General features: G+C 74.3%; 13 protein-coding genes. 5 read left to right on the top strand and 8 right to left on the bottom strand.

From position 1 onward, the window contains the following. Positions 1-12: 12 nt before the first annotated feature. From ABJI51_RS40905 to ABJI51_RS40885, 5 genes are all read right to left on the bottom strand, one after another. Positions 13-933: a PDR/VanB family oxidoreductase gene (locus ABJI51_RS40905; protein WP_348956565.1), complete on the bottom strand. Its 921-nt coding sequence runs from the start codon at positions 931-933 to the stop codon at positions 13-15. Then, positions 933-1,091, bottom strand: a complete 159-nt coding sequence (locus tag ABJI51_RS40900) for a hypothetical protein (RefSeq protein ID WP_348956564.1) — start codon at positions 1,089-1,091, stop codon at positions 933-935. Before ABJI51_RS40900 ends, ABJI51_RS40905 begins: the two co-directional genes overlap by 1 nt. After that, positions 1,088-2,119, bottom strand: coding sequence for a Rieske 2Fe-2S domain-containing protein (locus tag ABJI51_RS40895; RefSeq protein WP_348956563.1), 1,032 nt, complete (start codon positions 2,117-2,119; stop codon positions 1,088-1,090). The genes ABJI51_RS40900 and ABJI51_RS40895 overlap by 4 nt, the downstream gene beginning before the upstream one ends. 91 nt (positions 2,120-2,210) lie before the next feature. Continuing rightward, on the bottom strand, positions 2,211-2,963 hold the full coding sequence (locus ABJI51_RS40890) for an IclR family transcriptional regulator (RefSeq protein ID WP_348956562.1): 753 nt from the start codon (positions 2,961-2,963) through the stop codon (positions 2,211-2,213). Then, the gene (locus ABJI51_RS40885; RefSeq protein ID WP_348956561.1) at positions 2,960-3,691 is read right to left on the bottom strand and encodes a MerR family transcriptional regulator; all 732 of its coding nucleotides are present in this window, start codon (positions 3,689-3,691) and stop codon (positions 2,960-2,962) included. Before ABJI51_RS40885 ends, ABJI51_RS40890 begins: the two co-directional genes overlap by 4 nt. A 44-nt stretch (positions 3,692-3,735) precedes the next feature. Here ABJI51_RS40885 and ABJI51_RS40880 point away from each other — a divergent pair, with 44 nt between their 5' ends. Next, positions 3,736-3,996 (top strand): hypothetical protein, encoded by a 261-nt coding sequence (locus ABJI51_RS40880; RefSeq protein ID WP_348956560.1) that lies wholly within the window; start codon positions 3,736-3,738, stop codon positions 3,994-3,996. Between the two features lie 600 nt (positions 3,997-4,596). Here the strand turns inward: ABJI51_RS40880 and ABJI51_RS40875 are convergent. Beyond that, positions 4,597-6,183, bottom strand: a complete 1,587-nt coding sequence (locus ABJI51_RS40875) for an SMI1/KNR4 family protein (protein WP_348956559.1) — start codon at positions 6,181-6,183, stop codon at positions 4,597-4,599. Between the two features lie 81 nt (positions 6,184-6,264). On the opposite strand from ABJI51_RS40875, the gene ABJI51_RS40870 reads away from it, so the two are divergent. Continuing rightward, positions 6,265-9,579, top strand: coding sequence for a TM0106 family RecB-like putative nuclease (locus tag ABJI51_RS40870; RefSeq protein ID WP_348956558.1), 3,315 nt, complete (start codon positions 6,265-6,267; stop codon positions 9,577-9,579). Position 9,580: 1 nt separating this feature from the next. Here ABJI51_RS40870 and ABJI51_RS40865 read toward each other — a convergent pair whose 3' ends face one another. Both ABJI51_RS40865 and ABJI51_RS40860 read right to left on the bottom strand, forming a co-directional pair. Further along, a complete protein-coding gene (locus tag ABJI51_RS40865) occupies positions 9,581-9,739 on the bottom strand; it encodes a hypothetical protein (protein WP_348956557.1) in 159 nt (52 codons plus the stop codon). 36 nt (positions 9,740-9,775) lie between these two features. Beyond that, positions 9,776-10,387: a DUF2231 domain-containing protein gene (locus ABJI51_RS40860; RefSeq protein WP_348956556.1), complete on the bottom strand. Its 612-nt coding sequence runs from the start codon at positions 10,385-10,387 to the stop codon at positions 9,776-9,778. A 113-nt stretch (positions 10,388-10,500) separates the two neighbouring features. Here ABJI51_RS40860 and ABJI51_RS40855 point away from each other — a divergent pair, with 113 nt between their 5' ends. The 3 genes from ABJI51_RS40855 (at position 10,501) to ABJI51_RS40845 (ending at position 12,260) form a co-directional block, all read left to right on the top strand. After that, positions 10,501-10,965 (top strand): hypothetical protein, encoded by a 465-nt coding sequence (locus tag ABJI51_RS40855; RefSeq protein ID WP_348956555.1) that lies wholly within the window; start codon positions 10,501-10,503, stop codon positions 10,963-10,965. 54 nt (positions 10,966-11,019) lie between these two features. After that, complete coding sequence (locus tag ABJI51_RS40850; protein ID WP_348956622.1) at positions 11,020-11,817, top strand: FkbM family methyltransferase; 798 nt, start codon at positions 11,020-11,022, stop codon at positions 11,815-11,817. Between the two features lie 113 nt (positions 11,818-11,930). Further along, on the top strand, positions 11,931-12,260 hold the full coding sequence (locus ABJI51_RS40845) for a hypothetical protein (protein ID WP_348956554.1): 330 nt from the start codon (positions 11,931-11,933) through the stop codon (positions 12,258-12,260). Positions 12,261-12,278 lie beyond the last annotated feature (18 nt).

The raw sequence follows: 12,278 nt of genomic DNA, 5'->3' as shown, positions 1-12,278 counted from the left end.
AGTGACGCTGCGTCAGAGATCCAGCACGAGCCGCGGTGAGCGGGAGCGGGAGACGCACACCATCATCACCTCGCTCTCCTGCCGTTCCTCCTCGGTCAGCACCGAGTCGCGGTGGTCCGGAAGCCCGCCGAGCACGCCGGTTTCGCACGTGCCGCACGTGCCCTCGCGGCACGACGAAAGCACCGTGATCCCGGCTTCCTCGGCCACCTCCAGGATCGAGCGGTCCGCGGGGACCGGCAGCACCCGGCCCGAGGCGGCCAGTTCCACCTCGAACGCCGTGCGCGCGCCGTTGTCCGGTTTCGGGGTGAACCGCTCGACGTGCAGGTCCGGCGGGCCGAGAGCCTCCACCGCCGCCAGGAGGGGTTCCGGGCCGCAGCAGTACACCGCCGTGTCCTCGTCGGCCGCGGCCAGCAGGGCCGGCAGGTCGAGCAGGCCGTGCTCGTCCTGGGGCTGCACCGTCACGCGGTCGCCGTGGCGGGCCAGGTCGGCCGTGAAGGCCATCGACGCGCGTGTGCGGCCGCCGTACACCAGGCGCCACTCGCGGCCGGTCGCCGTGGCGCGGTCGAGCATCGGCAGGATCGGCGTGATGCCGATGCCGCCGGCGATGAACAGGTAGCGCTTCGCGTCCGCCAGCGCGAAGTGGTTGCGGGGGCCGTCCACCCGAACTCGTTGTCCCGCAACGAGTTCGTCGTGCACGTACGCCGAGCCGCCGCGGCCGTCCGGCTCCCGCAGCACCGCGACCTGGTACGCCGAGGTGTCCTCGGGACTGCCGCACAGCGAGTACTGCCGGACCACGTCGCCGGGCAGCACGAGGTCGATGTGCGCACCCGGCTCCCACGGCGGCAGCGGCCCGCCGCCGGTGGCCCGCAGCGTCAGGCGGACGACGCCGTCGGCGAGCTTTTCCTTGTCCGTCACCAGAAGTTCGAGGGTCATCAGTGTCCTTCGGGGTGGGCGAGCAGCCATTCCCACAGGGCGACCGGTTCGTCGAACTCCCGCTCGGCCCCGCAGTGGCAGACCGCGCGCAGCCGGTCGGTGCCGAGCACCCAGTGGATCCGGTACACGCGGTCGCCGGTCAGCATCGGGCGGTTCACGACGACGCCAGCCGCTGCAGCATCCGGCGCGCGGCGAGGCCGCCGGTGTCGATGTTGATCGACAGCTCCTGGTAGCCGTCCGGCTCGGTGGCGATGACGCGCTCGAGGACGTCGAGCGCTTCGACGTCCTGCAACACCACGGTCCGGTTGTTCTCCGCGAGGAAGGCCGAGACGCCTTCGTCGTCGAGCGCGAAGTCGCGGGCCACCGCCCAGAAGTCGTGCGTCGAGTGCTCGGTCTCCGGCGTGATCGCGTAGACGACCTCGACGTGGAAGGCGTCCGGATCGGTGCCGTCCGGGTTCGGCACCGAGCCGACCGGCGCGATCCGGCTGTGCAGCTTGTACAGGCACGGCGGCGTGTACTCGATGTCCTGCCAGCGCGTGATCCGGCCCTCCAGGCCGGTCGACTTCGAGTAGAACGGCGGGCACGCCGCGTCCGCCATGTGGCGTGACACGTAGACGATGCCGGCCTCGTCGTCGACCTCGGTGGTGATCGGCGTTTCGGCGACCTCCGGGGTGCCGATGTAGCCGCCGTGCAGGTACGTCTCGTGCGACAGGTCGAGCAGGTTGTCCACCAGCAGCGAGAACCGCGCCTTGAGCGGCTCCATCCCGGCGACCGTGGTGTAGTCCGGCGAGTCGAGGTAGGGCGCCCGCGGGATCCGGGCGGCGTCGGCCTTCGCCGGGTCGCCGATGAACACCCAGACGAAGGAATCCTGTTCCACCAGCGGATAGCGCGTCAGCCGCGCGGTCCGCGGCACGCGGGCCTGCCCGGGCACCGCCACGCACTTGCCGTCCACGCCGTAGGTGAACCCGTGGTAGCCGCAGATCACCTGGTCGTCGACCAGCCGGGACGGCGCCTGCGACAACGGGAACCGCCGGTGCACGCACCGGTCGGCCATCGCCGTCACGCTCCCGTCGCGGGTGCGCCAGAAGAGGATCGGCTCGCCGCAGATGGTGCGGCTGAACAGCTCGGCACCGATCTCGGAGCTGTAGGCGGCGACGTACCACTGGTCGCGGGGGATCGCGCTCATCGGAGTCCTCTCGTGGTGGGAGCCGTGTCCGGGCTCACAGACTCCGGCGGCGCGCCGCCGCGGCGAAGAGCGTTTCCATAAGTTGGAAAGTTCAGGCGAGACTGCGGGAGATCGCCCGGGCGCTGGTCATGATCAGCGGGGCCAGCACGTGCGGCGAGGCACTGCCGTACCGCACGACGAGCGACACGGCGGCCACCACCCGGCCGCGGGCGTCGTGGATCGGCGCGCCGACCGAGAGACTGTCGAGGGTCACCTGCCGCTCGCTGATGGAGAAGCCGTGGGTGCGCACGTCGGCGAGCATGTGCCGCAGCCGGTCCGGATCGGTGACGGTCTCGGGGGTGTACCGCTCGATCGGGCGGCCGAGGACGTCCTCCTGCACCTCGGCGGGGGCGTGGGCGAGCAGCACCAGCCCAACCCCGGTCGCGGTCAGCGCGAACCGCCCGCCGACGCGGGTCAGCACGGGCACGGCGCCGGTCCCGGCGATCCGCTCGATGAAGACGACCTCGGTGCCTTCGCGGACGGCGAGCTGGACGTTCTCCCGCGTGATCTGCGACAGGTCCTCCAGGAACGGCAGGGCGCGTTCGCGCAGGCCCAGGCCCCGCGGCGCGAGCGAACCGAGTTCCCACAACCGCAGCCCGACCCGGTAGACGCCGTCTTCGCCCTTCTCGAGCGCACCCCAGGCACAGAATTCCCGAAGCAGCCGGTGGGCGGTGGAGACGGGCAGCCCGGCCCGGCGCGCGACCTCGTTGAGCCGCAGCGCCGGCCGGTCCGGCGAGAAGGCGGCCAGCACCCGCAGGGCCCGCCCGAGCACCGGCCCGGTGGGCCCGGGAACGCGGCCGGTCACGTCCCGGCCGCCAGCCGTGCGCGGATCAGCCGGTCCAGCCGCCGCCAGGCCGGCGAGGAGGCGTTGAGGGCGTCCTGCATCAGCGCGGGAATCTCGGACGGCGCGTCCGCCCCGGGCAGCGGCCCGGAGCCGTAGCGCCGCCGGGTGGCGTCGACGATGCGGACGGCGAGGTCGTCGACGGCCGGGTCCCCGGGCGGCAGGTCGTGCACGCGGTCGGCGTCGAGGTACAGCTGCCGCAGCGCGGGGTCGGTGAGAGCGTCGGCCTGGTCGCGGAAGAACCGGTCGGCCAGGTCCGGGTGGGTGGCGAAGAGAAGGATCCACAGGTCCCGTTCCATGGCGACCCACCGCGGGCCGAAGCCCAGCGACGGAAGGGTGTCGAGATGCCGCCCGACCTCGGCCGGCAGCAGGTCCACGGGCCCGTCGGCGAGCCGCCGGAGCCGTTTCTGCGTTTCGCGCAGCCGCCGGATACGCGCGCTCAGCTCCCGGTCGACGTCGGCCAGGACGTCCCGGACGTCACCGAGGTCCTTGATGCGGGAGAGCGGAACACCGGCTTCGGCGAGGGTCCGGATCTTGATCAGCTCGACGGCGTGCTCGGCGGTGTAGCGCCGGTAGCCGGAGGCGTCCCGCTCGGGCTCGGGGAGCAGGCCCTTGGCGTGGTAGACGCGCACGGCTTTGATTGAGACGCCGGCGTAGCGGGCGAGCTTGCCGATGGTGATCACCCCGCCCATGGTCGCTTGACCCTGCCCCAGGGGCAAGGTTGAAGACTGCCGCCATGACGAACGTGGACCGCGCCACGCTGCGCGCACTGGCGGACGAAGGCAACGAGCAGGCCCTCGACCGCCTGGCAGACCTGGCCGAGGCTCGTGGGGATGTGGCGGAGCTGTCGGAACTGCTCGACGAGGGGTGCATGCACGCGGGGAAGCTGCTCACGCGGAGGGCTGTGGCGGCCGGGGATCTGCTGGAGCTGCAGCGGGTGTGCGACGCGGGGTATGAGGAGGCAGGGGTGGAGCTGGAGCGGTTGCTGGGCCGGTGAGGCCGGGTGGCTGGGCGCGGCGCGGCGCGGCCCGCTGCAGCGGGCTGGGCGGGTGAGCCGGGTGTCGTGAATGACTTGTGCGAGCGGCCGGGACGCCGAGCACCGTGCGCTCGGAGCGGTGGCATCGGCGGTGAGGTCGGCGCAGGCGGGCGCGGCCCGCTGCTGCGGGCCGGGCGGTCTGGCCGAGCGGCGCCGCCCCACGACGCTCGGCGAGGCGGGGAGTGGCTGGCCTCCCCGCCCCGGCCGCTTGGTCGACCGGGCGCGCCCGAGCCGCCCCACGACGCCCGGTGGGGCAGGGCTCGGCTGGGTACCCCGCCCCGGCCGCCTGGTCGACCGGGCATGCCCGAGTCACGCGCGGTGGTGGCTGGTCGGGTGCCACCCGGCCTCCACGCCGCCTCACGTCAGCGCGCCCGAGCCACCCCACGACGCTCGGCGGGGCACGGCGCGGCTGGGCACCCCGCCCCGGCCGCCTGGTCGACCGGGCATGCCCGAGTCACGCGCGGTGGTGGCCGGTCGGGGTGCTACCCGGCCCCGCCGCACCTCACCAGCGCGCCCTAGCCACCCCCGGCCCCGCCCAACCGGGCCGCCACCCACCACGCCTCACGTCAGCGTGCCCGAGATCTCGACCACCTCCCCGTCCGCGTCGCCGTGGCCGAAGGCCGTGCGTAGCTCGCTCATCTGCCGCAACGTCGTCTGGCCGCTCACGAACAACGCCGCGAGCGGGGGCAACGGCTTTCCGCAGGCGAGCAACTCCGGGATCTGCTGGGCGTCCACCCGCAGGACCTTCAAGCCCGGCAACGCGCACACCTCGCCCCAGTCGCGGACCGCCGATCCCTCCAGGTTCAGCCGCAGCAACCGGGGCAGCGTTGCCAGCACCGCCACCTCGACGGGCGAGCCCACCCGCGTCAGCTCCAGGTCCCACAGCGCCGGATGCCCGGCGAGGGCCGCCAGGTCCACCTGGCCCGCCTCGATCTGCAGCGACTCCAGTTCCGGCAGGCCCGCGATCGACGGGGTCACCGACCGCGCGCGGTTGATGCTCAGCTGCCTTAATGATCCCAGCGGCTCGAACACCGCCAGGTTCACGTCCGCGGCGTCGTTGACGTAGAGCAGCTGGACCAGCTCCGGCGCCACCACTCCCGCCACCGCTTCGGCCAGGTCGACCTCCGCGGCCTTCGAGACGATCTCGTGGTACGAACGCTCGTCGCCGCCCCGGAGACCGGTCTCCGGGGACAAATACGTCCCTCCCGGGTCCTCGTACTTGCCCGCCCGGACCGCGGACACCGCCTCGGTCAGCATGTCCGTGATCGACCCCGACACCAGCCGCAGGGGGCCGTAGATGTCGCGGCCGTACTCGAACACCTGGCCCGGACGTCCGTCCGTGGCCGGGTCCAGGTCGACCGCCAGGTAGTTCATCGCGCGGTCGCCGCCGAAGGTCACCCACCAGTCGTTGCGGGACAGGCGTTTCATCCGGCCGAACGGCGCGGGCTCGAACACCACGCCGTCGTCGTGCAGACCGTCTTCCCAGCCGTACGAACCGGGTTCGCCCTCCAGGTAGTCCGCCACCAGCTGGTCGAGGCCGTGGTGGGAGTAGGGACCCAGCAGGCCGCTCTCCGCGGGATCGCCGTCCGCCACCAGGTACAGCGCGCGCAGGTCCTCCGGCAGCCGGACGCCGATCCGGGCTTCGGCCGCGGCCACCTCCGCCTCCGTGCGGCCGGCAGGCCACGGCGGGGGCGTGCCCTTGATCGCCGTGTACAGCCCGGCGAACTCGCTCGCGAGCCCGGTGACCTCGGCGAGCACCGCCGGGTCGGTCGGTGCCGTGGTCGGTTCGGTGCCCGCCGGCCGGGGCAGGCCGGGCCGTGGATGCCCCGGGTAGCGGAAGCCCGCGTCGAACACCAGCATGCCCGGCGACACCGCCGCCACGTCCGGCCGCGCGGTGAAGGTGTAGCCGCCGTCTGCCGTCAGCCGGACCTCCAGCGCCGACGGCGGCTTGCCGCCCAGGCTCATGGCGATCGGCACGAAGTCGACGGTCAGGTGCTCGTGCACGTCACTCCAGGCACGGCACGTGACAGCGCCGCCGGTGTGCCGCAGCTGCAGCGTGGCAGCCGTCCACCCGGCACCGGCGCCCGCGTGCAGGGCGCCGGCCATGGCTCTCGCGATTTCGCCGTATCCGGCGTCCACAGCGGTCATGGGCGGAGCCTAGCGAGGGGGTCCGACAAAACCCGGCGTGTCGGGAGGCGGGGCGCCGCCGCCGTGCGAGACTGCGCGGCGATGGTCACCCCAGCCGATCTCGCCGACCTGCTCGAATGCGAGCACCGCAGCCTGCTGAACCAGGCGTGGGCCGCGGGCCTGCCGGGTGCGCCGCGGCCCGCCGAACCGGACGTACCCCGCGTGACCACGGAACCGGCACTGCTGCGCGGCCGCGAAGTGGTCGAGATCGGCGGCGGCGACCCGGTGGAGGCGACGCGGGCGGCCATGCGGGCCGGGGCACCGGCGATCCGCGGGGCCGTCGTGCGCGACGGCGAGTTCACCGGACGTCCCGGCTTCCTGGTCCGCGACGGCGAAGGCCGCTACGAGGTGTACGACACGCAGCCGGTCCGGCTGGCGACGCCCGCCGCGGTGGTGCAGCTGACCGCGTGCGCCGACGCGCTGGGCCGCGACGGTGGCCCGCACATGCACCTCGGCCTGGCCGACGGCACCGTCCGGACGCTGCGCGTCGAGGACTTCCGCCCGCTGGTGGCCCGCCTGCGCGCGCGGCTGCGCGGCCGGGCGCCGCGGCTGCCGGTCCCGCTCTGGGCCGACGAACGCCCGGCCTGCGCCGGCTGCGGCTTCGCCCGCCACTGCGCTTCGGCGCGCGAAGCCGACCGCGATCTCTCGCTCGTCGCCGGGATGCGCGGGGACCAGCGCCGCAAGCTGGTGGCCGCCGGGCTGGGCTCGATCGACGCGCTGGCCGCCGCCACGCCCGGCGACCGGCCGCGCGACCTGTCCGTGACGGCGTTCGCGGCCCTGCGCGCCCAGGCCGCGCTGCAGGTCCGGCAGGACGCCACCGGCGAAATCGCCTACGAGATCGTCGATCCCGGCGCGCTGGCCACCCTGCCGCCGCCCGCGCCGGGCGACGTGTTCGTCGACCTGGCGGGCGATCCGCACGTCCTGGCAGGCGAAGGCCTGGAGTACCTCTTCGGCGCGGTCACCACCACGAGCGAGCGGCGCCTGTTCTGGGCTCACAGCCGCGCGCAGGAGAAGCGCGCGTTCGAGGAGTTCGTCGACTTCGCCGCGGCGCAGGTCGCCGAGCACCCCGGCTCGCACGTCTACCACTACGCGCCCTACGAGGTCACCGCGATCAAGCGGCTCGCGGCCGTGCACGGCACGCGCGAGGAGACCGTCGACCACCTGCTGCGCAGCGGCGCGGTCGTCGACCTGCACGCGGTCGTGCGCAAGGCGTTGCGGGTCTCGCAGCGCTCGTACTCGATCCGGCACCTCGAACCGCTCTACCAGCCCGGCACCCGCGAGGGCGACGCGAAGCCGGTGGTCTCGGACGTCGAGGCGTACGAGGAGTACCTGGCGCTGTCCGGCGAGCCCGAGCGCGCCGACGAGGTCCTGCGCCGGATCGGGGAAAACGCCGAGTACGACTGCGTTTCCGCGTGGCGGCTGTTCGAGTTCCTGCACCGCGTCCGCGCGGACGCGGGGATCGAATTCCCCGTGCCCGCCGAGGAATCTCCGGAGGACGCCCTGCTGCGCGCGGCCGAGGAGGACGTCGCCGCCGAGCGGCGGGCCGAACGCGCCGCGCAGCTGGCCGCGCTGGTCGACCCGCTGCTGGACGGGCTGCCGGACGACCCGGCGGACTTCACCGCCGACGACCGGGCCCGCGCGCTGCTGGCGGCGTCGGTCGGCTACCACCGCCGCGAGACCAACCCCGCGTGGTGGGAGTACTTCCGCCAGCTGGCTGCCCCGCTCGGCGACCTCGAGGTGGACACCTCCTGCGCCGTGCCGGTCGCGCTGGAGGCGGGGGAGTGGGTGCCCCCGGCCGGGCGGGCCCGCACGGCGAAGCGGACCCTGCAGCTGGCCTGCGACCCGGACCGGCCGCACCCGTTCGCCCCCGGCGACGACGTGCGCCTGCGCTACGGCGACACCGCCCGTGACGCGAAGGTCGTCGCCGCGTCCGCGGTGGAGCTGACGCTCGAAGAGAGCTGCCCGCCGGACGCCACCACGAACGACCGGCCGACGGCGGTGCTGCCCGGCAGCCCGGTGCGGCCCTCGCCCAAGGACGAGGCGGTCGCGGAGCTGGCCCGGCTGGCCGTCGACGCTCTCCCGGAGCTGCCGCGGCACCCGGGGATCGACCTGCTCCGCCGGACCCCGCCGCGGCTGCGGGGCGGGGCACCGCTGCCCGAGCCGGGGGAGGACCTGGTCGCCACGGTGATCGAGGCGGTCGAGGCCCTCGACGGCTCGGCGCTGGCCGTCCAGGGCCCGCCGGGAGCGGGCAAGACCTACCTCGCCGGGAAGCTGATCGCGCGCCTGGTGCGCGCCGGGTGGACCGTCGCGGTCACCTCCACCAGCCACAAGGCCGTGGAGAACGTGCTGAGCGCGGCGAAGAAGAGCGCGCCGGACCTGCCGTGCGCCAAGCGCGCGAAGAAGACGCCGGACCCCAACGCGCCGTGGGAGCAGCCGAAGAGCAACCCGGCGCTGGTGAAGTGGCGCGAAGAGCACGACACCGGGCACCTCGTCGGCGGCACGGCGTGGACGTTCGCCAACGCCGCGGTCCGCGCGGAACCGTTCGACCTCATGATCATCGACGAGGCGGGCCAGTTCGCCCTCGCCGACGCGCTCGCGGTGTCCGTGTGCGCCCGCAACGTCCTGCTGCTCGGCGATCCGCAGCAGCTGCCGCAGGTCGTGCAGGGCACGCACCCGGCGGGCGCGGAGGCCTCGGCGCTGGGGCACCTGATCGGCGAGGCGGACATCATGCCGCCGTCGCTCGGGTACTTCCTCGACGTGACGCGGCGGATGCATCCGACCGTGTGCGCACCGGTGTCGGACCTGTCCTACGCCGGGCGGCTGCACGCCCACCCGTCGGCGGCCGAGCGCGCGCTCGAAGGCGTCGAGGCCGGGCTGTACGTGGCCGAAGTCGACCACCACGGCAACACGACGCGCTCGGTGGAGGAAGCGGACGCGGTCGTGCGGATCGTGTCCGAAGTGCACGGTCGCATGTGGACAGACCACGGCGAGCCGCGGCCGCTCGGGGACGGCGACATCCTCGTCGTGGCACCGTACAACCTCCAGGCGCGCACGGTCACCCGTGCGTTGGAGGACGCCGGGTTCCCCGGGGTCAGGGTGGGCACGGTCGACCGGTTCCAGGGCCAGGAGGCGCCGGTGGTGATCACCACGATGACGTCGTCGTCGGCGGTCGACCTGCCGCGCGGGCTCGACTTCCTGCTCTCGCGCAACCGGCTCAACGTCGCCCTCTCACGGGCGCAGGCACTGGCGGTCCTGGTGTGCTCGCCGCGGCTGGTCGAGGCCGACATCCGGACGGTCGACCAGATGCGGCTGGTGGCGGGCATGATCGGCCTGATGACCGCGGCACGCCCCTGGTGACTCAGCCGGGCGGCTCGATTTCGCCGGCGTCCTCGTCGACGTCCTGCGAGTCGGGTTGCTCGCGGTCGGCGTCGGGGATCTCGACGTCGAGGTCGACGTCCGGGGTGCCGGGCGGGCGCGGCGCGTCGGGGGTCACGGGCCGGTCTTCGGATTCGGTCATGGCTGCGGATACCCCGGCGGCCGGTGATCGAAGCGGTCAGGCGGGATTGCGCGGGCGGGCCGGACGGTCCCCGGCGACTTCGGCCGGTGCGAGATCGTCCAGCGGCTGCCAGCGGAACACCCCGGCGCCCTGCGCGTAGGCCAGGTGCCCGCCGAGCGCCCCGCCGACGCCGACCGCGGCCAGCCCCAGCGCGCCCAGCAGCCTCCCACCACCGCGGCCCCGAGCCGCGTAGGAGGCGGCGAAGAGCGTGGTGGCGACGGCGTTCCCGGCGGCGTGCACCAGCGCGACGCGGCGCTGCCGGACGTCCAGGCCGGTGTAGTCGGCCAGCCCGAGGACAACGGCGGCGGGTGCGGCGAGCAGGCCGGTGGCGACGAGGCGGCGGGCTGCGTCCCGGCCGTCCGGGAGCAGGTCGAACACGGCCGAGCAGACCCAGGCTCCGATCGGGACGGTGACGGCGATCGGGTGCAGGGGATGGCCGAGCGGACGGCCGCGCAGCACCCGGCCGAGCGGGCCGTCTGCCGCCCCGCGCAGCGCCCCGGCCGGCAGGCCCGCGGGCCGGTCGAGGAACCGGGCGTCTTCGGCGGCTTGCAGCACGCGGTGGGCCCACGCGGGCCGCGACCGGGAATGACCGTTGCGCGAGGGATCCATGCCGCCGCGGTTACCCCGGCTCGCCCGGGCCAACCCGCCACTTTCACGTCAAAGTGGCGTGTTTTCCGCGGCGCGGGAGCGGGAAGCCCGGGAACAGCCGACGAAGGAGCGCGATGACCGAACCGCACCAGTCCTACGACCCACCGCAGGACACCGGCGAGCCCGACGCCGTCGAGACCGACCCGGCCGCCCTGAACAGCGCCGAGGACCTCGACGAGGACCGCCTGCGTGCCGATCCGCTCGAGCAGGCCATGGACCCGCCCGAGCACTGGACGGGCGTCACGAAGTACGGGATGACGCCCTGGGAGCAGGCGCACCCGCGCCCGCTCGGCGAGCGGCTCGCCGAAGAGCGGCCGGACGTGCCCGCCGGGCCCCCGCCGTCGGAGGCGGACGCGGCCGGCGCGGCGGACCCGGACGCCGGTCCCGTGTCCCGCGAGGACATGCAGCTCGAACCGGTCGAAGGGGACGGCCCGCCGTCCGATGTCGAGCCCGACCAGGTGGGTGTCGACGCCGGGACGAGCCCGACCGCGGGACCGGAGCAGGCCGCCCTGCACGTCGACGGCGAAAGCGAGCGCTGAGACGTTCGGCGGTGGCTCGCCGGGCGTGATCCTGATAAGTCTCTGCGCGTGAGCATGGACGCGATCGACCTCCACAGCATCAACCCGTGGGAGGTGTCCTTCCTGCGCGAGGAGGTGGGCGCCTACTTCGCCAACGGCGTCGAGCTGCCCCCCGGCGCGACCGTGCTGGACGTCGGCGCCAACGTCGGCGTCTTCTCCGCCGCCGTCTACGAACGGCTGGACGGCGACGTGCGGATCTACGCCTTCGAACCACTGCCGCCGCTGCACGAAACCCTGGCCCGCAACGGCCGGGACTTCTTCGGCGGGCGGCTGACCGCGCTGCCGTACGGGCTGGCCGCCGCCGAGGACGAGCTCGACTTCAGCTACTTCCCGGCCGCGACGATCTTCTCGTCCTCGTGGCGCAGCGCGGACAACGTCGAGGCCGAGCGGCGGCGCGTCACCGCCAGCATCGTCGAGATGATCCGCCGGGGCGGCCTCGGCGCGGCGGCCCGGCGGGTGCCCGCGCCGCTGCTACGCGGGCTGGTCGGACGCAAGCTGCGGGTGATGCGGCAGCTGGAGACCCACCGCGTCCGCGTCCGGCCGCTGTCGGCGGTGCTCGACGAGCACGGCATCGACCGGATCGACCTGCTCAAGGTCGACGTCGAAGGCGCCGAGCTGGACGTGCTGCGCGGCATCGAGGACCGGCACTGGCCGCTGGTCCGGCAGGCCGTCGTGGAGGTCGAGGGGTGGCAGCGCCACCGCGAGGAGGTGCAAGCCGTGTTCGCCGGGCGCGGGTTCGCGGTGACGGCGGTGCAGGACCCGGTCCAGGAGGCCGCCGACATCGGCATGGTGTTCGCGGTGCGGGCGGGCTGAGCCGTGCCGTCACGGTCCGGAGCCGGCCGCGTCGGCCCTGGTGACGAGGTGGCCGGGCCCGGCCCGGGCCTGCATACTGCAGGTATGCGGTGGAGAAACCCGGAGGGCGCGCGATGAGCCCGCGCGAAGGGACGTCCCGCCCGAAGTTCGGCCGGATCGACCCGTTCTGCCTGATGGCCGTGCTGCCGGTGCTGCTCGTCGCCGGCATCCTCGGCGCGCTGGTCAACGTGTGGCTGGGCGTCGGCTTCGCCGCCTTCGCGGGCCTGATCCTCCTCTTCGACTCGTGGGCCAACCGGCCACTCCCGGCCCCGCCGCAACGCCCGGCCCCGGCTCGCCGTCCGGCGCAGGCGGCCCCGGTCCGCCGCCCGCCGGTGCGGGGACCGCGTCCGGCGGGCAACCGCGCCCCGGTCCGCCGCGCGGGCCCGCCCCCGGCGACGCGATAATCCGGTCCGGGATCGATA

It is taken from the genome of Amycolatopsis melonis (genome assembly GCF_040064235.1).
Taxonomy (GTDB): Bacteria; Actinomycetota; Actinomycetes; order Mycobacteriales; family Pseudonocardiaceae; genus Amycolatopsis; species Amycolatopsis melonis.
Note: the sequence above shows the minus strand (reverse complement) of the source record. Positions and strands in the feature narration are given on the sequence as shown.